At 66.5% G+C, this 18836-nt stretch carries 21 protein-coding genes; 12 read left to right on the top strand and 9 right to left on the bottom strand.

Translation table 11 applies throughout. The features are described from left to right. The first annotated feature begins 68 nt into the window (after positions 1–68). The 6 genes from BV210_RS17485 to bioD all read left to right on the top strand — a co-directional run bounded on the left by BV210_RS17485 (position 69) and on the right by bioD (position 5283). Positions 69–362 (top strand): HalOD1 output domain-containing protein, encoded by a 294-nt coding sequence (locus tag BV210_RS17485; RefSeq protein ID WP_077207903.1) that lies wholly within the window; start codon positions 69–71, stop codon positions 360–362. Positions 363–479: 117 nt separating this feature from the next. Beyond that, positions 480–884 carry a thioredoxin gene (trxA, locus tag BV210_RS17480; RefSeq protein ID WP_077207902.1) on the top strand — a complete coding sequence of 135 codons (405 nt, stop codon included), beginning with the start codon at positions 480–482 and terminating at the stop codon, positions 882–884. A 213-nt stretch (positions 885–1097) separates the two neighbouring features. Beyond that, positions 1098–2228, top strand: a complete 1131-nt coding sequence (gene bioB / locus BV210_RS17475) for a biotin synthase BioB (protein ID WP_077207901.1) — start codon at positions 1098–1100, stop codon at positions 2226–2228. A 12-nt stretch (positions 2229–2240) separates the two neighbouring features. Then, positions 2241–3341, top strand: coding sequence for a transcriptional regulator (locus tag BV210_RS17470; RefSeq protein WP_077207900.1), 1101 nt, complete (start codon positions 2241–2243; stop codon positions 3339–3341). Continuing rightward, positions 3341–4600: an 8-amino-7-oxononanoate synthase gene (locus tag BV210_RS17465; protein WP_077207899.1), complete on the top strand. Its 1260-nt coding sequence runs from the start codon at positions 3341–3343 to the stop codon at positions 4598–4600. The genes BV210_RS17470 and BV210_RS17465 overlap by 1 nt, the downstream gene beginning before the upstream one ends. Further along, positions 4597–5283: a dethiobiotin synthase gene (gene bioD / locus BV210_RS17460; RefSeq protein WP_077207898.1), complete on the top strand. Its 687-nt coding sequence runs from the start codon at positions 4597–4599 to the stop codon at positions 5281–5283. The genes BV210_RS17465 and bioD overlap by 4 nt, the downstream gene beginning before the upstream one ends. Positions 5284–5423: 140 nt before the next feature. Here bioD and BV210_RS17455 read toward each other — a convergent pair whose 3' ends face one another. Continuing rightward, the gene (locus tag BV210_RS17455; protein WP_077207897.1) at positions 5424–6491 is read right to left on the bottom strand and encodes a phosphotransacetylase family protein; all 1068 of its coding nucleotides are present in this window, start codon (positions 6489–6491) and stop codon (positions 5424–5426) included. Further along, positions 6488–8593 (bottom strand): acetate--CoA ligase alpha subunit, encoded by a 2106-nt coding sequence (gene acs, locus BV210_RS17450; RefSeq protein WP_077207896.1) that lies wholly within the window; start codon positions 8591–8593, stop codon positions 6488–6490. Before acs ends, BV210_RS17455 begins: the two co-directional genes overlap by 4 nt. Positions 8594–8749: 156 nt before the next feature. Between acs and BV210_RS17445 the strand changes: the two genes are divergently transcribed. After that, complete coding sequence (locus BV210_RS17445; RefSeq protein WP_077207895.1) at positions 8750–10246, top strand: aldehyde dehydrogenase family protein; 1497 nt, start codon at positions 8750–8752, stop codon at positions 10244–10246. 24 nt (positions 10247–10270) lie between these two features. Here the strand turns inward: BV210_RS17445 and BV210_RS17440 are convergent, their stop codons facing one another. After that, positions 10271–10864 carry a protein sorting system archaetidylserine decarboxylase gene (locus BV210_RS17440; RefSeq protein WP_077207894.1) on the bottom strand — a complete coding sequence of 198 codons (594 nt, stop codon included), beginning with the start codon at positions 10862–10864 and terminating at the stop codon, positions 10271–10273. A gap of 88 nt (positions 10865–10952) precedes the next feature. Between BV210_RS17440 and BV210_RS17435 the strand changes: the two genes are divergently transcribed. Further along, positions 10953–11324: a hypothetical protein gene (locus BV210_RS17435; RefSeq protein WP_077207893.1), complete on the top strand. Its 372-nt coding sequence runs from the start codon at positions 10953–10955 to the stop codon at positions 11322–11324. Positions 11325–11428: 104 nt separating this feature from the next. Further along, complete coding sequence (gene dpsA, locus BV210_RS17430) at positions 11429–11974, top strand: DNA starvation/stationary phase protection protein DpsA (RefSeq protein ID WP_077207892.1); 546 nt, start codon at positions 11429–11431, stop codon at positions 11972–11974. Between the two features lie 81 nt (positions 11975–12055). Here the strand turns inward: dpsA and BV210_RS20370 are convergent, their stop codons facing one another. Continuing rightward, complete coding sequence (locus BV210_RS20370) at positions 12056–12226, bottom strand: hypothetical protein (protein ID WP_172824918.1); 171 nt, start codon at positions 12224–12226, stop codon at positions 12056–12058. Positions 12227–12266: 40 nt separating this feature from the next. Continuing rightward, positions 12267–12851 carry a hypothetical protein gene (locus BV210_RS17425; RefSeq protein WP_077207891.1) on the bottom strand — a complete coding sequence of 195 codons (585 nt, stop codon included), beginning with the start codon at positions 12849–12851 and terminating at the stop codon, positions 12267–12269. A gap of 139 nt (positions 12852–12990) precedes the next feature. Between BV210_RS17425 and BV210_RS17420 the strand changes: the two genes are divergently transcribed. The 3 genes from BV210_RS17420 to BV210_RS17410 all read left to right on the top strand — a co-directional run bounded on the left by BV210_RS17420 (position 12991) and on the right by BV210_RS17410 (position 14764). Continuing rightward, positions 12991–13569 (top strand): hypothetical protein, encoded by a 579-nt coding sequence (locus tag BV210_RS17420; RefSeq protein ID WP_077207890.1) that lies wholly within the window; start codon positions 12991–12993, stop codon positions 13567–13569. A 110-nt stretch (positions 13570–13679) separates the two neighbouring features. Further along, entirely contained in the window at positions 13680–14177 is a 498-nt protein-coding gene (locus BV210_RS17415; RefSeq protein WP_077207889.1) for an HTH domain-containing protein, read from the top strand. 92 nt (positions 14178–14269) lie between these two features. Further along, complete coding sequence (locus BV210_RS17410) at positions 14270–14764, top strand: HTH domain-containing protein (protein WP_077207888.1); 495 nt, start codon at positions 14270–14272, stop codon at positions 14762–14764. A 122-nt stretch (positions 14765–14886) separates the two neighbouring features. Here the strand turns inward: BV210_RS17410 and BV210_RS17405 are convergent, their stop codons facing one another. The 4 genes from BV210_RS17405 to BV210_RS17390 all read right to left on the bottom strand — a co-directional run bounded on the left by BV210_RS17405 (position 14887) and on the right by BV210_RS17390 (position 18784). Beyond that, the gene (locus tag BV210_RS17405) at positions 14887–15258 is read right to left on the bottom strand and encodes a Zn-ribbon domain-containing OB-fold protein (RefSeq protein WP_077207887.1); all 372 of its coding nucleotides are present in this window, start codon (positions 15256–15258) and stop codon (positions 14887–14889) included. Then, positions 15258–16412: a 3-ketoacyl-CoA thiolase gene (locus BV210_RS17400; RefSeq protein WP_077207886.1), complete on the bottom strand. Its 1155-nt coding sequence runs from the start codon at positions 16410–16412 to the stop codon at positions 15258–15260. The genes BV210_RS17405 and BV210_RS17400 overlap by 1 nt, the downstream gene beginning before the upstream one ends. Positions 16413–16513: 101 nt before the next feature. Continuing rightward, complete coding sequence (locus BV210_RS17395) at positions 16514–17629, bottom strand: ABC transporter substrate-binding protein (RefSeq protein ID WP_077207885.1); 1116 nt, start codon at positions 17627–17629, stop codon at positions 16514–16516. A gap of 45 nt (positions 17630–17674) precedes the next feature. Beyond that, entirely contained in the window at positions 17675–18784 is a 1110-nt protein-coding gene (locus BV210_RS17390) for an iron ABC transporter permease (protein ID WP_077207884.1), read from the bottom strand. Positions 18785–18836 lie beyond the last annotated feature (52 nt).

Below are 18836 nucleotides of genomic sequence, written 5' to 3'. Positions count from 1 at the left end.
GGGCCAGCGTATTCAGCACCTGAAAGTACTGGCGGGTTTATATATCGGAGTAGTGTGAAGCAGGTGATATGGGTGCAAACGACGGTGAGGTGTACATCCTCCGGCCTGACGAGGATGGAGATACCGACGACGAGGAGGCCTGGGTCAGTCCGCAACCGGCGAGTCGGGTCGTGCTGGAAGCGGTCGCGAACGCAGTCGACGGCGATGTCGACGAGTTCGACGATCTCGACGCCTACGTGAATCTCGACGAATTGGCTGCCGTGTTCGACGACGAAGACGCCGAGGAGATCTCCTTCTCGATCGAGGGGCACGACGTGACGGTCGACGCCGCGGGCGACGTGACCGTCGACGTCGCAGACTAAGTGGGATATCGCGAGTGAGGCCCGGACCGACCGACGAGTCCGGCGAGCTTGCAACCGTCTGTGTCGTCCCGACGCACAGCCAACGGCGTTATACGGCATGCTACCGTACGGAAGCGTATGAGTGACGCCAGTGATTCGGACGATATCGAGTCGATTCGCGAGCAAAAGAAGGAGGAACTGAAGTCGAACCTGACGGGTGCCTCGACGGCCGACGAACCGGTCCACGTCGAGGACGGCGATCACTTCGCCGACCTCACCGGTGACGGGGTCGTCCTCGTGGACTTCTACGCGGACTGGTGTGGTCCCTGCAAGATGCTCGAACCGACGGTCGAGAGCGTCGCCGCCGAAACCGACGCGACTGTCGCGAAGGTCGACGTGGACCAGCACCAGTCGCTCGCCCAGCAGTTCAACGTTCAGGGCGTGCCGACGCTGATCCTGTTCGCCGACGGCGAAGCCGTCGAGCAGATCGTCGGCGTTCAGGACCAGGGGACGCTCGTCGACCTCGTCGAGCAGTACAGCTAACCAGGTCACAGTCCAGACGGACTGGCAGTTACCCGGACTGGGGCTCTCGCCGCCGTTGGTGGACGTCCAGTCGCCGTCACACTCGTTTTCTCCAGCCCTCTCGACGGTAGGTAGCGGCCATCTCGTCTGGAGTATCTCCCGATACGGGGTGAGTCGATCGGAGATACCCGTCACTCCCCTAGCTTTATCACCTCGTCAACTGCCTAGAGAATTGTGGTTTACGAGACCGGTAACCGGACGATAGACGACGCCGTCGAGCGAGTGCTGTCGGGCGAGTCGCTCGACCGCCGTGACGGACTCGCTCTGCTGGCACAGCCGGTCGAGGAACTCGCGGCTGCGGCCGACTACGTGCGGTCACAGCTGGGCGACGGCACGGTCGACGCCTGTTCCATCGTGAACGCGAAGGCGGGCAACTGCGCGGAGGACTGTGGCTTCTGTGCGCAGTCGGTCCACTTCGACACCGGCATCGAGACGTACGGGTTCCTCGACCCCGAGGAGATACTGGCCGCGGCGAAACGCGCCGAACGCGACGGTGCCCAGCGGTTCGGCATCGTCGTCGCGGAGAAGGGCGTCTCGAAGGAGAACCGCCCCGAGGAGTGGCGGGAAGTCCTGCGGGCGATCAGGCTGGTTCGCGACGAGACCGACGTGGAAGTCGACGCCAGCCTCGGTATCCTCACACGTGAGGAAGCCGAGATTCTCGCCGACGAAGGAATCAACCACTACAATCACAACATCGAGACCTCACCGCGTTTCTTCCCGGAGATCGTCGACACCCACTCCTTCGAGGACCGGGTGGAGACGCTGGAACTGGCCAAGGACGTTGGGATGGACCTCTGTGCGGGCGTCATCCTCGGGATGGGCGAGACGCCGACCGACCGCGTGGACGCGGCTGTCGCGCTCCAGGACATCGGCGTCTCCTCGCTGCCCGTCAACATCCTGAATCCCGTCGCGGGGACGGATCTCGGCGAGAAACTGGGCGATTCGGCCGCCATCGGTACCGAGGAGATAATCGAGACTATCGCAGTCTACCGGCTGTTGCACCCCGAAGCACGGGTGCGGCTCACCGGCGGCCGCGAGGTCAACCTCGATCAGGACGAACAGCACCTGCCCTTCGAGGCGGGTGCAGACGGCATCCTGACCGGCGACTACCTCACCACGGGCGGACAGTCGCCCGGCGACGACATCGAGGTGATGGAGCGGGCCGGGATGGAGCCGAACATGGCGGAAAACGAGTTCGACGCGGAGGCCGTCAAGGCCCGCGCCGGCGAGGAGCCGACGGAGGGAGAGACGGACCTGGAGACGGCCGCTGGAACGGCGACGAGCAACGCGGAACTGGACGATTAACCTTCGATATACATGAACGACGTGAACTTCGCGATACTGGGATGCGGCGGAATCGGCCGACGAACGCTCGAAGTCTCCAGGGACAAGGACCATCTCACGCCGGTTGCGGCGTGTGACCGAAACGGGGTCGCCGTCGATCACTCCGGACTGGACGTGGACGAACTGCTCGGGGCGACTGAAGGCAACATCGCGAGCGAGTCGCGGAGCGACTCGGAGCGAGCGAGCGGAGAACGAAGTGAGCCGCGAGCAGACGGCGGGACCGCCGCTGCCAGCGGCGCCGACGGCATCAAACAGACCGGCGAGAACGCCGGCGTCGCGGCCTCGGTACAGGCAGACTCGACCGAGACGCCCATCGATGACGTGATCGAAGCGAGCGACGCTATCGACGCCGTGTTGATCGCGCTCCCGAACTTCGAACACGACTTCATTCCCCGGGTTGCCGACCGGTTCGCCGACGCTGGATACTCGGGCGTACTCGTGGACGTACTCAAGCGCTCACGGGTCATCGACATACTCGACGACCGCACCGAGGCGTTCGAGGAACAGGGCATCACCTTCGTCTGCGGCGCGGGCGCGACGCCGGGCTTCCTGACCGGCGCGGCGGCCATCGCGGCCCAGTCGTTCGTCGAGATCGAGGCAGTCGAGATACGGTGGGGCGTCGGACTCAAATCGGGGTACGAGGACAACCGCGGCACGGTCCGGGAGGACGTCGCCCACCTGCCCGGCTACGACATCGACGACGCCCGGGAGATGAGTGACGCAGAGATCGAGGCCGTCATCGACGACCACGACGGCGTCATCGAGTTCGAGGACATGGAACACGCCGACGACGTGCTCCTGGAGCGGGCCGGGATCTGCGACGCCGAGGACGTGACCGTCGGCGGGATTCTGGACGTGACCAGCGACGAGAAACCGACGACGACCACGGTCAGGGTCACCGGGAGGACCTTCGACGGCGAGACCGGGACGAACACCTTCGAACTCGACGACGCGACGAGCATGGCGGCCAACGTCAACGGCCCGGCGCTGGGCTACCTGAAGGCCGGCGTTCGCCGCAACCGCGCCGGCGAGTACGGCGTGTTCGGCCCCGCCGACCTGATGCCCGGGTTCTGATGTCCGGCGACACAGACGCCGCACCCGCGGACCGCACCCGCAGCACCACCGACCGCGGATTCGACCCCAAAGCGAGACTCGCCGAGCGCGAGCAACGTGGGCTCCGTCGTGATCTGACCCCCGTCGCCGAGGTGACGGCTCGGACCCCCATCGCCGACGATCCGAAGGGCGATCCGGTGGCCTTCGACGGCCCCGAGCAACTGCTCTTCGCCACCAACGACTACCTCGGACTGGCGTGTGACGACCGAGTCCAGCGGGCCGCCGCCGAGACCGCCCGCGAGGTCGGCACCGGTGCAGGCGCGAGTCGACTCGTGACCGGCGACACGCTGACCCACCGCGCGCTTGAGCGCGACCTCGCCGACACCAAGGAGGCCGAGCGCGCACTGGTCTTCTCCTCGGGGTACGCGACCAACGTCGGCGTGATCGCCGCGCTCGGGCCCGACGTTGTGTTCTCCGACGAACTCAACCACGCCAGTATCGTCGACGGCTGCCGACAGGCCGGTGCGGAGACCGTCGTCTACGACCACTGCGATCCCTCGGACCTGCGAGGGAAGATGGACGAGAGAGCGAGCAGAAGCCAGTCCACTGGCGACGAATCCTGGCTCGTCCTCACCGACTCGGTGTTCAGCATGGACGGCGACGTGGCTCCGCTCGCCGACATCTGTGACACCGTCGAAGCGTTCGGCGCGTGGCTGCTGGTCGACGAGGCCCACGCGACTGGCCTCTACGAGGACGGCGGTGGGATCGTTCAACGCGAGGGCCTCTCGGATCGGGTCCACGTCCAGATGGGGACGCTCTCGAAGGCGCTGGGGAGTCAGGGCGGCTACGTCGCCGGTAGCGAGGCCCTGATCGAACACCTGCTGAACGCCGCGCGCTCGTTCGTCTTCTCGACGGGACTCACCCCGCCGGCGGCCGGCGCTGCCCGCGAGGCGCTCCGGATCGCCCGCGAGGACGACACCCACCGCGACCGGCTCTGGGAGAACGTCCGACGCCTCCGGGACGGTCTGGAAGACGCCGGCTTCGAGGTGTGGGGTGAGACGCAGATCCTTCCCGTCGTCGTCGGTGACCGCGAGGACGCGATGGCCCTCGACGCTCGCCTCCGTGACCACGATATCGTCGCGCCGGGAATCCGACCGCCCACGGTTCCGGAAGGGACGAGTCGGATCCGCGTCGCGCCGATGGCCACCCACACCGAGACCGAGATCGACCGCTGTCTCACGGCCTTTCGCGAGGCTGGGCACGAACTGAACCTGCTATGACCGGCGGAGTCGACGAGCCTCGGGATCTTGCCGTCGTGGGTACCGATACCGGCGTCGGCAAGACCGTCGTCACTGCGGGACTGGTCGGCCGACGCCGCGAGGAGGGACTCGACGCCCGCGCGATCAAGCCGTGCCAGACCGGCTACCCGCCCGACGACGACGCGGCATTCGTCACCGAGGCCTGCGACGACGAGTCCGCCGCGACCTGTCTCCGGCGACTCGAACCCGCGCTCGCACCGGCCGTCGCTGCCGAACGGACCGGCGAAGATCTTTCCTACGAGAGAATCATTTTCGGCTGTCGAGACGCCGTCGCAGATGCGGAAGTCGGGATCGTCGAGGGAATCGGCGGCCTCCGTGTCCCGCTCGCGGACGGACGGGAGGTCGTCGATCTCGTGTCCGATCTGGACCTGCCGGCGCTGGTTGTCGCCCGCTCCGGACTCGGGACGCTGAATCACACCGCGCTGACCGTCGAGGCGCTCCGCCGGCGAGACGTGCCGGTCGCTGGGGTCGTCCTGAACGAGTACGCGAGCGAGACCACGGCCGAGCGGACCAATCCAGACGCGTTGCAGGAGATGACGGGACTGCCGGTCGAGACGATACCGCCACTGCCGCTTGACGACCCGAGTGACGCGGTGGCAGGGGTTCGGGAGCACCTGCCGGACTCGCTGGTTCCAGCGGAGTGACAGCCCGGCCGCTCCGGAGTCGAGAACACAGGGAAACCAGGGGGCGTGTGCCCCCCGCGTGTGACACTACGGAGCCAACTGGCTCCACTCGTCGGTGGGCCCGAATCTGTATAAGTCTGAACCCTCACTCCTGACGCCGTTCACTCCCCGAGCGCGAGCAACCCGTCCACGTCGACGGCGTCGGCGAGCAACTCGCCCATCCGCTCTACGGTCTCGGGGTCGCGCGTGCGGCCGCTCCGGACGACGGCCTCGGCGCGGTCGATGGTCGTCCGGGTGTCGCCCTGCACCAGCAGGATGGGTGTGCCGCTCTCCTCCGCGCGGCCGACCACGGCACCGCTCGGGCGGTGGCCGCCCGTGAGCAGGAGACACTTGACGCCTGGTGCGCTGAGTGCGGCCGTCTGGATCTCCGATCGGTCGCCGCCGGTGATGACCGCGGCCTCGCGGGCTCGTCGGAAGCCCGAGAGGGCGGCCTCTCGCCCCATCGCGCCGACGAGGAACCGTTCGACGTAGGCGTCGGTCGGCGCGTCGCCCGTCAGCACGTCCGCACCCAGTTCGCTGGCGAGTTCGCCGACAGTGACAGCCGACAGCTCCTGCACCTGCGGGATTGCACCGAAGACCGTCACGCCCCGCTCCCGGAGGAACGGGATCACGTCCTCGGTGAGTTCGTCGAACTCGTCGTCGGAGACGCCGTTGAACAGCACACCCCCGAGTCGGTCGCCGAAGGCGTCGGCAGCCGCCAGCACGTCGTCCAGGTCCGCGGGTTCGTCGTAGTTGGCCAACAGCAGGACGCGGGCGTCGAGCAGGTCCGCCATGTCGGGATCGGTCAGATCGATGATCCCGCCAGTGGTGTACTCGCCGGCCCCTTCGATCACGACGACGTCCTTGTCCTCGGCGATCGTCGCGTAATTCTCGGTGACGCTGTCGTGGAGCGCGTCCAGGTCCTCCCGGCCCCGGACGACCTCCTGGACGAACGTCGGCGAGTAGACGATGGGCTCCATCACGTGCATCTCCTCGTCCAGGTCGAGGATGTCCCGGGCCAACATTGGATCCTGGTCGAGGGTCTTCCCGACGGCGCTCTGGAGGCGGGTACCCTTCGGTTTCATGTAGCCGACCGACTGTCCGGCGTCGGCGGCGTGGCGGGCCAGCGCGAGCGTGACGGCCGTCTTGCCTGTACTTGCCTCGGTCGAACTGACGAGTATCGGGTTCATAGTTGCTCCTGATCGATAGTGAGTCGCACGTCGACCGCCGAGACGCCCTCGGGAGTCGCGACGAGCGGGTTGATGTCCAGTTCCAGTATCGCGGGGAAGTCCGTCACCAGCTGTGAGAGCCGCTGGATCGTCTCGACGACGCCGGCCTCGTCGACCGGCTCGCGGCCCCGCGCCCCCCGCAACAGCGGCGCGGATTCGATCTCGTCGATCATCGCCTCCGCCTCGGGTTCGCTCACCGGCGCGACCCGCAGCGTCGTGTCCTCCAGCACCTCGACGAAGATGCCGCCCAGACCGAACAGCACGAGTGGTCCGAACTGCGGGTCGCGGTTCGTGCCGACGATGGTCTCGGTTGCGTCGTCCAGATCGAGCATCTCCTGGACCTGCACGCCGAGGATGGTCGCGTCGGACTGGTAGTTGCGCGCCCTGGTGACCAGGTCCTCGTAGGTGTCGGCCACCTCCTCGGGGGGTACCCCCACCTCGACGCCGCCGATGTCGGACTTGTGGAGGATGTCCGGGCTGACGATCTTCATCACGACGCCGTCGCCGTCGTCGATGCGTTCGGCGGCTTCGCGTGCCTCGGCGGTCCCGTCGACGATCTCGCCGGCCGGTGTCGGAATGCCGTAGGCCGACAGGAGGTCCATCGCCTCGACGCCGAGGCTGTTGGTGTCCCGGCGCTTGGCCGATTCGAGAACCTCGCGGGCGCGCTCGCGGTCCACGTCGAACTCCTCCGGCTCGGTGTACTCGCGGGCCCGAATCTCGCGGTACTCACGGAGCGCGTCGAGGCTCCGGACCGCCCGCGCGGGATCGAAGTACGTCGGGATGTCGGCCTCTCTCAGGATCGACTGGGCCTCTCGCGTGGAATCCCCACCCATCAGCGACGCCGCGATCGGCGTCCCGTACTCCGCCTGAAGTTCGACGGTGGCCTCGGCCAGGTCCTCGAACGTGAGCGTCGCGGTTGGGCAGGCCAGCACGATGGCCGCCCCGACGTTCGGGTCCGCCAGCGTGATACGAATGGCCTCCCGGAACCGCTCCACGTCGGCGTCCCCGATCACGTCGATCGGGTTGTAGACGTTCGCGCCGTCCGGGAGTGCCTCGGTCAGGCTGTCGATGGTGTCGTCGGCGAAGGACGCCAGATCGAGGTCGGCGTCGCCGATCGCGTCGGTCGTCATCACGCCCGGCCCGCCGGCGTTGGTGACGATGGCCACGCCGTCGCTCTCCGGGAGGGGCTGGCCCGCGAGGATGCCGGCGTAGTCGAACAGTTCCTGAACCGTCTCGACACGGAGGACGCCGGCCTGTTCCAGCCCCGCCTCGTAGGCGCGTTCGCTGCCGGCCATCGTCCCCGTGTGGGAGGCCGCCGCCGACGCACCCGCCTCGGTCCGGCCCGATTTGACCATCAGGATCGGGGTGTTCTGCGTGACCTCACGGGCGGTCTGAATGAACTCCGAGCCGTTCTCGATCCCTTCGAGGTAGGCCAGGATTACGTCCGTCTCCGGGTCGTCGCCCCACTCTGCGACGAAGTTGCGTTCGTCGAGGACCGTCTTGTTTCCAAGCGACACGATATCTCTGAAACCGACGTCGTTGTCGTTGGCCCAGTCCAAGACCGCGGTGACGAACGCGCCGGACTGACTCATAAAGGAGATCGATCCGGGCCGGGCGTTCTCCGGCCCGAAGGTCGCGTTCATGTTCACGGCGGTGCTCATGATTCCGAGGCTGTTGGGGCCGACGACGTTGAGGTCGTACTGCTCGGCGACGTCACGGAGGCGGCGCTCGCGGCTCGCCCCGTCGCTGCCGGCCTCGCTGAACCCGGCCGTGATGACGACCACGTTCTCGACGCCGGCCTCGCCACAGCCCTCGACCACGTCGACTGCGATGGCTGCCGGCACCACGACCACCGCCACGTCGACCGTCCCCGGGACCGACCCGATGTCCTCGTAGCACTGCTTGCCGAGGACCGTCTCGGCGTTGGGGTTGACGGGGACTACCTCACCCTCGAAGTCGGCGGCGAGGTTCGACGTGATGGCGCGGCCGACGGATCCCTCGCTCTCGGTCGCGCCGACGACCGCCACCCGGTCCGGCGCGAACATCGTAGCTAGCTCGCCCATCACCGGGCGGTTCGCCACCACGACAGATATAGCTCGGGAAACCGGCCAACGTGGTTGGTACGGTCGGGCGCGGTCCCGCACAGCGCCGCACGCAACTGCACGTGAGGTGGCAACAACGCCCAAAGTGATTCCAGCCCACCTACATCTATGAGCGAAATGCGCTCCGCTGGGCCGTCGGAGTACGCCATCGAGGCCGACTGGAACGCCCTCCTCGTCGACGGCGAGTGGACCGAAGGCGACGAGACGATTCCCGTCGAGGACCCGTCCACTCGTGAAACGGTCGCGGAGGTCCCGGCAGGGACCGAAGCCGACGTGGACGCGGCCTACGAGGCGGCGGCCGCGGCACAGAACGACTGGGCAGAGACACCGCCGGCGAGGCGGGAAGGCGTCCTCACCGATCTCGTCCAGGCCATCGAATCCCACCGCGACGAACTAATCGAATTGCTCGCTGCCGAAGTTGGCGGCAGCCGGATCATGGGTGAGACGTCGATTCAGATCACCCTCGACCACGCCCGCGAGGCGGCGACGTACCCGCGCCGGCTGGAGGGCCAGCACAAGGGCTCGAACATCTCGGGGAAGGAGAACGTCGTGGAGCGCGGCCCGGCCGGGGTCGTCACGGTCATCTCGCCGTGGAACTTCCCGCTGAACCTCTCGATGCGTGCCATCGGGCCGGCGGTCGCGACCGGGAACACCGTGGTCTGTAAACCCGCGACGAACTCCCCGATCACCGGCGGACTGGTCTTCGCCAAACTGTTCGAGGAGATCGGACTCCCGGACGGAGTGGTCAACGTCGTCACCGGAAAGGGGTCGGAGATCGGCGACCGCGTCGCTGGCCACCCCGAGAGCGACGCGGTGACGTTCACAGGGTCGACGCCGGTCGGCCGCGGGGTGGCCGCGACGGCCGCCGAGAACCTCGCCACGCCCGTGATGGAACTGGGTGGGAACAACCCGCACATCGTCACGGCCGACGCCGACCTCGACCGCGCGGTCGACGCCGGGGTCTTCGGCTCGTTCGTCCACCAGGGTCAGGTCTGCATCTCGATCAACCGCCACGTCGTCCACGAGGCCGTCTACGACGAGTACGTCGACCGCCTCGTCGACCGGGCAGAGGATCTCCCGACCGGCAGCGCCCACGATCCGGACACCATCGTCGGCCCGATAATCGACGAGTCCCAGCGCGATCAGATGCTCGAATACGTCGCGGAGACCGTCGATGCAGGTGCGACGCTGGAAACGGGCGGCGAGACGGTCCCGCTGGATGGCGTCGACGACTCGCTCGTGGTCGAACCCACAGTACTAAGCGGCGTGGACAACGACATGCCGGCGGCCTGTTTCGAGCATTTCGGCCCGATCGCGCCGGTGATCGCGGTCGCGGACGTCGACGAGGCGGTCGCGGTCGCCAACGACACCGAGTACGGCCTCTCCGGATCGGTCCACGCCGACGACGAGGGGACGGGGAAGGCCATCGCCCGGCGCATGAACACTGGTCACGTCCACGTCGGCGATCAGCCGATCAACGACGAGGCACACGTCCCCTTCAGCGGCCAGCGGGCCTCCGGGATGGGTGGATTCAACAGCGACCTGATCCTCGAGGAGATCACCGAGACGAAGTGGATCTCAGTTCAGCACGAATCTCGCGAGTACCCGTTCTGAGCGGGGACTGGTCCCGGCCTTCGGTCACCGATCTACGAGCCGCGTCTCGCCGGCGGTCACGGTCTCCCCCTTCGAGACACGGAGATCATCGCGGCGCACGTCCTCGGGCATGAGTACGTCCACCCGACTGGAGAAGGAGATGTGGCCGATGCGCTGGCCTCGCGCGACCGTCTCGCCCGGTTCGACGTAGGGGTGGATCCGCCGTGCGACCGCGCCGGCGATCAACACGACGGTGTACTCCTCGAACTCGATCCGGACCTTTTCGTTACGGTCCGATTCCTTGGTGAAGGCGGGCCAGTGTTTCCCCGGCGAATGGACCACCTCCTCGACGGTGCCGGTCAGTGGCGCGCGGTTGACGTGTACGTCGGTCAGGTTCATGAAGATCCCCACGCGAAGCCGGTGATCCTCCTCGCGGACGACCGAAACCTTCCCGTCTGCCGGGGCGAGAAGACCGTCCGTCGGGGGGGACCGATCCGGATCACGGTGGAAGCCAAGCGCCGCGCCGCCGGTGAGGAAGGCGACGGTGGCCCAGACGAGCGAGAACGGTAGCAGAAAGAGCCCGACGACCGCGGGCGGGGCCGCGTACCGCCAGGAACCGCGGGCGAAGCGAGCGCACATACCACCCGGTTCGGTCCCGGCGGAATGAACCTATCGGACCCTGTCGTCGGCGACGGCGTTTTTGTCCCGGCCGTTCCTCGTGGGAACGATGACCGACGACTCCCTCGCCCCCTTCGACGACGACCTGCTCGCGACGGTCGCCAGCCGTCACGATGTCGACGAGCCCACTCTCCGGGACCTGCTGACCCGCCACCAGAAACAGGTCCGGGACAACCCCGGCGTCGAGGACATCGTCTACGAGTGGCGCTCGCAGTTCCACGGACAGCCGGTGGTCGAGCGGACCGACGACACCTACTTCCTGCGCCTGCGCGCCCACGTCTGGGACGAGTTCGCCGACGCCCTCGACATCGCCGAGACGGACCTCCACGCCCTGCTCGACGCCCACGAGGAACAACTCCGACGGGATACCGGTGCCGGTATCGGCGACGACGAGCGAGCGATGGTCCTGAAACGTTCCTGACCGAACCAGTTCGGTTTCGGCTTGCCGAAATCAATTTTAGGGATGGAAAAAATAGTTTCTCGAACCCAAAGTTTATGATACCTCCGAACCACTGTTCGAACGAGATGAGCACCGAGAAAACCGTTCGGAAGGAGTTCGGAGAAGTCGAAGCGAACGAACTTCGACTCGAACAGGAGAAGGCCGAACAGATCGTCGAGGCGCTGAACGACGACCTCGCCGACACGTACGTCCTCTACCACCAGCTTCGGAAACACCACTGGAACGTCGAGGGTGCGGAGTTCCGCGACCTCCACATCTTCCTCGGCGACGCCGCCGAGAACGCCGAAGCGGCGGCCGACGAGATCGCAGAGCGCCTGCAGGCCATCGGCGGGACGCCCGTGGCGAGCATGCCCAACCTCTCCGAGCGGGCCGGCGTCCCCCACGAGGACGGTGACGTGTACCCGATCCGCACGTCGCTGAAGAACGATCTGGAGATCTACGGCGACATCATCGAGAACCTCCGGGAACACATCGAACTCGCGACGGAACTCGGCGACCACGCGACCGCCGAGATCCTCCGGGAAATCCTCGTCGAGACCGAGGACGACGCCCACCACCTCGACCACTACCTCGAAGACGACACGCTCGTGTTCGACACCAGCGCCGAATAGGACCGCCGGACCGCGAGAAGAGTCGCGATCGAAAACTTCGTTCTTTTTTGCGGTGAACGTCAGCCGCCAGCTGCAGGTCGCTCAATCCCGACACTCGACGGTCAGATCCGTCGCGATCCAGCCGTCGGTGTTGCCGTCCTCGGTGAATACCGTTCGCTCGTCGGTCGCTCTGTGACACTTGATCAGTGGCGCATCTTCTTCCGGTTCTGGCGCCGCCTCGGACTCGTCGACGGTATCCGGCGCGTGACTCATTACCCGACCTTAGGCGCGCCTAAATCTAAAAGGGTTTTGGTTACCCTAAACCGATCCAGTCGGTGGTGACGTCGTGGTCGGGGACGTGCCAGCGCTGCTGGGGTCGCGGCTGGGTCTGTACCTCCACGACCGCGTCGAACAATGGTTCGAGCCGACGGACGAGATCGCTGTCGTAAGTCCCGGGAACGTGGACGTGTCCCAGCGCGCTCACGCGTTCCAGTTCGGTGAGGACGGCATCGAAGAATATGGACCGGGCCGCAGTCGCGTCAGAGGCGGCCGAGCCGAGACAGATCCGCAACTCCGACGGGTCGAGACCCCGCGCGTGGTCGTCGATGGTCTCGGCGACTCGGTCGGCAAGCGTCGACGACTGCATGACTGCGCCCGCCCGGCAAGCCGCGGCCTGTGTCGGACGCGCGCGGACCTCCGTGGCTCCGTGGTGACAGTTCGCGGTCAACTGGGCCTGGTCCGTGTCGACGACGAGACGTTCCCGATCGCCGGACCCGAGCAGCCGCTCGCAGACCCGTCGCTGTCCGTCCGGCGTCCCGACGACGAGAATCCCGCCCCCGCGGCGCTCGAGCCCCGATAGCGCGCCGGGGAACTTGGCTGCCACGGATGTCGTGCTCATACGTCGTAATTTTCGCCCTCGATGCCATAATATTTGTGCAGATTTCGGCGCTCGAAACGGAGTCGGCGAGTGGTCGATAGCGGACGGTCGGCGGCGTGGGAGGACCCGGGCTTAAGACCCGACGCCGCGTAGGGTCGGTATGAGCGATTCGGCCAGCGACGAGGACCTCGCGCGGCTCGCGGCGGACCTCGCACGGTCGCTTCGAGACCTCCAGCGCGAACTCGAACCCGGACGGCGGCGTCGACTCCGCCCCCCTTCGCCGCGGGAACTCCTCCGATTCACCGACGAGGTAGCGATCCCCGGTGCGATCCTGATTCTGGAGACGAACGTCCGTGCACTCCGCCTCCTGCAGCGGGCCATCCGGCTCTCCGATCCCGACCGCGGCCTGACCGACGAGCGCGACACCGCCGTCCGGGACCGGGCGGTCCAACTCAGTCGGACTACCGTTCGGAAACTCGACGACGTGCTGGCAGACGTTCAGGACGCGATGGAGGGGCGATCCACCGACGACGACGCCCGGCGCGTCCTCGAGGAGGCGCGGTCGCTCCGCGACGAGATCGACGATCGACTCGCCGACTCCGAAACTACGGACGCCGACCTCGACGTCGAATCCGGCGGGGCGTCGGTCCCCGTCGACGTGGACGCCGAACTCCAGTCGATAAAAGACGACATCGACGACGGCGGGGACAGCGACGGTGACGGCGGTCGATCCAACTGAAGTGGACCACCCTCTCTCTGTATTGCTCCCGAGAGTCCCGTGGGGTACAGTGTCAACGACCCCTAACATAGCAGGCTTTATTTATTCCAGCGTTGCATCCAGTAATACGAATGTCCGGTAACGGGAGCTCCACCGGGACACGGGTGGAACTGTTCGCTCGGTCCTCGCTGCCCGAGGTCGCAGCGCGGCGACGCGACGACGTGGCGGGCCGACTGGAACGACTGGCGAGGGAGGGCCACGTCGACGACGTGACGATCGATACCTGGGAGAAGAAAGTGCCGCTGTCAGAGGGGGACAGCCACGAGCGATACGAGCGGTTCAGCGAGTGGGCCGAAAACACCGGCGTCTCGCTCGACCCCTTCTTCGACACCCGGTCGTGTTACTCCATGGAGACCGGCGAACGAGGCAGGTGGCTGGTCCGCCCCGCCCTCTGTCTCGCCGTCTACCGCGACGGTGACCTCGACGCCGTCTATCCCCACTCGACCACCGACGGCTCCCGGTCCGTCCTCGACTGTCTGCGCGCCATCGAGGCAGGGTCTGGCCGAGTCACCGACACGCTGGAATCCGACGGGACCGAATGGCGGGACCCCGTCGAAGTCTCGGACTGAGTACCTGCCGGTTCCCGACCGTTCTCGACACCCATGCCTGTGTGACATCTTCCCGAACAGCTAAGCACGCTGGCGGCGTTGCGGATGCACCCATGACCCACATTACGCGAGCGGAACTGTTTCTCCGCGAATCGGTTGCGGCCGGGGCCCGGACAGAACAGGCCCGGGTTCAGGGTCGTCTCCAGTCGCTGTCCGCCGCGGGCGTCATCGCGGCTCTGTCGGTCCGACGGTGGCCCCACCGGGTGACGGTCGGCGATGCAGATGCACGCCGCGAGTTCGCCCTCTACCGGGAGTTCGAGGCCTGGGCCGACGCCCACGGTGTCCGCCTCGCGCCCGCCTTCGAACGCCACGACTGCCACAACAGTTTCACCGACAGCCACTACACGACGGTCGTCCTCCCCGTAACGTGCCTGGCGCTGTACGACGACGAGGACCTGATCGCGGTCTACCCCCACTCTTCGGAGGCCGGGATCAGAACGGTCCTCGACGGCGTCTCCATGCTGGAAGCCGAGAGCGGGCTGGCAACCGAGCGGACACGTCCATGGAATCAGCCGCGAGCGGCGAATCAGGCTCCCCCAAACCGCTAGAAATCGCGGTCTTCGCTTCTACTGGGACAGTCGGAATCTTCGGTTTCAGCTTTCGGTTCGGGCGGAGCCCTCACTGAGAAAGCTGAAACCTCCGATACGAACTCTCGGTTCGGACAGGGTCCTCACTGGGAGAGTTCGAATCGGTACCCGCCCCACTCCTGATCCGCATCCGCCGGCTTGAGTCCGACACCGGGTTCGCGCAACTCCTCGACGTAGACCGGTTCGACCTCGTCGCCGGTCTCCACGTCGGCGTTGTCCGCGACCTGCCCGAGGGCCCGCACCGACGTGCCGTCCACCTCGAACTCGACGAACGCGAGCACGTTCGGCTCGCGAACGCCGGGCGGCGTTGCCGTGCTCTTCGTCCACGTGACGACCTCTCCCGTGCGCTCGCTCAGGTCGATAGTTTCGGCGGGTTTCTCGCCACACTCCGGACAGCGTGGGTGCGTGGGGTACTTCACGTGACCGTTCGGACAGCGGATGGCGTCCATCGACATTATCGTGCCTCCATGATCGTGGTGATGACGCAGTTCCCGAAGCCGCCGACGTTGCAGGCCAGCCCCGTCTCGGCGTCGACCTGCCGGTCGCCGGCCTCACCGACCAGTTGCTCGTAGATCTCGTAGCCCTGTGCGACACCGCTGGCCCCCAGCGGGTGGCCCTTCGACTTCAGCCCGCCGGAGGTGTTGATCGGCAGTTCGGCGTCGATCTCGGTGCGACCCTCCTCGACCATCTTCCAGGCCTCGCCCTTCTCGGCGATGTCCAGCCCCTCCATCTGGAGGAACTCGAGAATCGTGAACATGTCGTGCAGTTCGGCCACGTCGAGGTCCTCGGGTCCGATTCCGGCCATCTCGTAGGCCTCTGCGCCCGACTCCACGACGCCGCCCATCGTCGTCGGATCGTCGCGCTCGTGGACGACGTGGGTGTCCGTCGCGCCGCCGATGCCCGACACCACGACGTACTCGTCGGCGTACTCCTCGGCCACCTCGACGGGGCAGAACATGAGCGCCGAACTCCCGTCCGTGATCGGACAGAAGTCGTACAGCCGGAGCGGATCGGCGATGATCGGGCTCTCCAGCGCATCTTCTTCCGTTATCTCCTTCTGGAACTGGGCCTTCGGGTTGCGGGTGCCGTTCTCGTGGTTCTTGACGGCGACTTTGGCGAGACTGTCCCGTGGTGCGTCGAACCGTTCGAGATAGTGTCGCGCCGTCATCCCGGCGAAGGACGGGAGGGTGACGCCGTGTTTGTACTCGGCGGGGTGGGTGATGGAGGCGATGATGTCCGTCGCGCCGCCGGTGCCCTTGTGGGTCATCTTCTCCCCACCGACGAGCAGGGTCATATCGCTGGCTCCGGACTTGATCGACTGCCAGGCGGCGTACATTCCGGCCCCGCCGCTGGAACTCGTCTGGTCGACGCGCTGGCTATAGGCCGGCATGAGGCCCAGGTCGTGGGCCAGCGCGTTCATGATCCCCGTCTGTCCCTCGAACTCCCCGCTCGCCATGTTCGACACGTAAACGTGGTCGACGGCGTCGGGTTCGACGCCAGCGTCGTCCAGACACGCCTCACCAGCCTCCGCCAGCAACTCGCGTATCCAGGCGTCTCGCTGGCCGAACTTGGTCATCGACCCGCCGATGATGGCAACCTCCCTGTCCATATCACCTCACACTGCGACGGGCGGTAACGTAAACCCCGATGCTTCCGCGATATTCGCTGGCTTCGAGCCCCCTGGAGGACGATCAGCGCCCGGCCGTCAGCTCAGAAGTTTCCGTTGACGACGTCGCTCACGGCCTGGCGGTCGAACAGCTCGCGATCCACGCCGTAGAGTTGCTGTGCGGCGCGTTCGGTCAGCACCATGTTCGTGATCGGGCCCTGGTAGAGCGTGCCACCGCGGTAGACGTCGCCGTTCTCGACCGCCGTCAGCTGACTCGCCGTGTCGTGGTTCTCCATGAACGAGACCACCGTGTCCTGGAACTCAGCGGCCGTCTTGGCCTCGTTCCCGCGGAGCAAGAGCACGTCGGGGTCGACCTTCAGCAGGGTCTCGTAGTCGATGCGGCCGCGGTTCTCGTGGAAGTCCTTGACGTCGGTGTTGGCGAACGCGTCCTCGACCCCGAGGTCGCGCCACTGCTTGAAGCTCGTCCCCTCGCCGATCAGGTACGGGGAGAACTGCTCGGGCTCGTCCACCGGCTGGGGCCACACGATGGCGACCGACGGCCGCTCGCTCTCGGCCGGGACGACGCCGTCGACCTCGGACTGGAACTCCTCGTGGAGGGACGCGAACTCCTCGTAGCGGTCCTGGCGCTGGAACACCTGCGAGAGCTTCTCGAAGGCCTCGTAAAGCGTGTAGTACCGGTAGTCCTCGTGGAAATCGTACGCCCGCGAGAAGATGCTGTTCCCGAAGAAGGGGGTGCCGGTCGATTTCACCTCGTCGATCGCCTCCTGGTCCCAGTTGTCGCTCCGACTGATGATGAAGTTCGGGTCCATGACGAACACGTCGGCGTCCTCGCCGAGCGACAGGAACTGCTCCTGTCCGAGTTCGCCGCCCCAGAGTGTGGTCATACTGCTCTTGTCGACGCTCACGTCCGGAATCTCGTCGTAGTACTGCGTGTGGTACCGCGAGGTCAGGTACACCCCCTCCGGGGGCTGGACGCCGAGCGCGACGCCCATGTCCGCCCACCCCCCGTTGTTGGCGACCCAGGTCTCGGGGACGCCGTCGAACTCGACTTCACCCATCGGTTCGATCGAGACCGTGTACGGATCGGTCTCGCCGTCTTCTCCGCCGCCGAACCCGGTGCACCCCGCGAGCATCCCGCCCGCAGCCATGGCTGCACCCGTCTTCAACACTGTCCGCCTCGGTTGCGTGTTGCGCCCCATATTTTTAGGCTGGCCTAAAAACACATAACCGCTTCGGATCGTCGATCAGAGTTCGCCCATCGAGTCCTGTTTCCGCATCAGATAGAGGAAGTAGGGGCCACCGAGCAGGCCAGTGACGACGCCGACGGGGATCTGTGCCGGCTGGAGAGCCAGGCGCGCGCCCACGTCGGCCGCGACCATCAGGGCCGGCCCGGCGAACAGACAGCCGACCATCAACTGCCGGTAGTCGGTGCCGACGACGTTGCGGACGATGTGGGGGATGACGAGGCCGAAGAATCCGACGACGCCGGCCACCGCGATGGCGGCGCTGGCGGCGAGGATGCCCACCCCGGACAGGATGAGCCGGACGCGCTCGACGCGCATTCCCAGCGACCGCGCCGTCGTCTCCCCGAGCAACAGGACGTTCAACTGTCGGGCAGCGATCAGCGCCAGTGCGATCGAGATCACGGTCGGGACCAGCGCGATCCGGACCTGCTCCCACCCGACACCGGTGAGCGAGCCGGTTACCCACGCCATGGCGGTCTGGACGGTGCCGATGTCGTCCGCGAAGAAGTATAGCCCCCGCTGGAGCGAGTGAAAGACCATGTTCACGATGACTCCCGCCAGCACGAGTCTGAGCGGGCTCGTGCCTCCCTTCCAGGCGATGGCGTAGACGATCAGGAAGGCCGTCGCACCGCCGAGCGCGGCCACGAAGGGGAGGAAGGGCGTGAGACTGCTGAAGACGACGAGTGTCGCGAGGACGGCGAAGCCCGCGCCGGAACTCACGCCCAGCACGAACGGACTGGCGAGTTCGTTCCGCGTCACGGCCTGGAAGATGGCCCCCGAGACGGCCAGCGCCGCGCCCGCGAGGATTGCGACGACCACCCGAGGCATCCGAATGGTCCAGACCACCAGACTCCGGGGATCGAGCTGGGGGAGGTCACCGTCGAACAGAAAGGCGTTCCAGACCGCCGGATCGCGCCACACGTCTCGATCGAACACTGCAGTGATCGTCTCGGACCACGTCATCGGGTAGGAACCGTAGCGTACCTGGATCAGGCCCGCGACGACGGTCACGGCGAGACAGGACAGACAGAAGACGACGAGCGACCGCGTCAGCCAGCCGTCCCGCTCTCGCGTTCCGGCGGACGACGATACCTGCTGGGAGGTTTCCATTTGTTTAGGATGGCCTAAAAAGACGGATAGGAGTTACGATACGGCGCGGAGT

It is taken from the genome of Halorientalis sp. IM1011, assembly GCF_001989615.1.
Taxonomy (GTDB): Archaea; Halobacteriota; Halobacteria; order Halobacteriales; family Haloarculaceae; genus Halorientalis.
The sequence above is the reverse complement of the archived record's forward strand: the minus strand, read 5'-3'. Positions and strand labels throughout refer to the sequence as shown.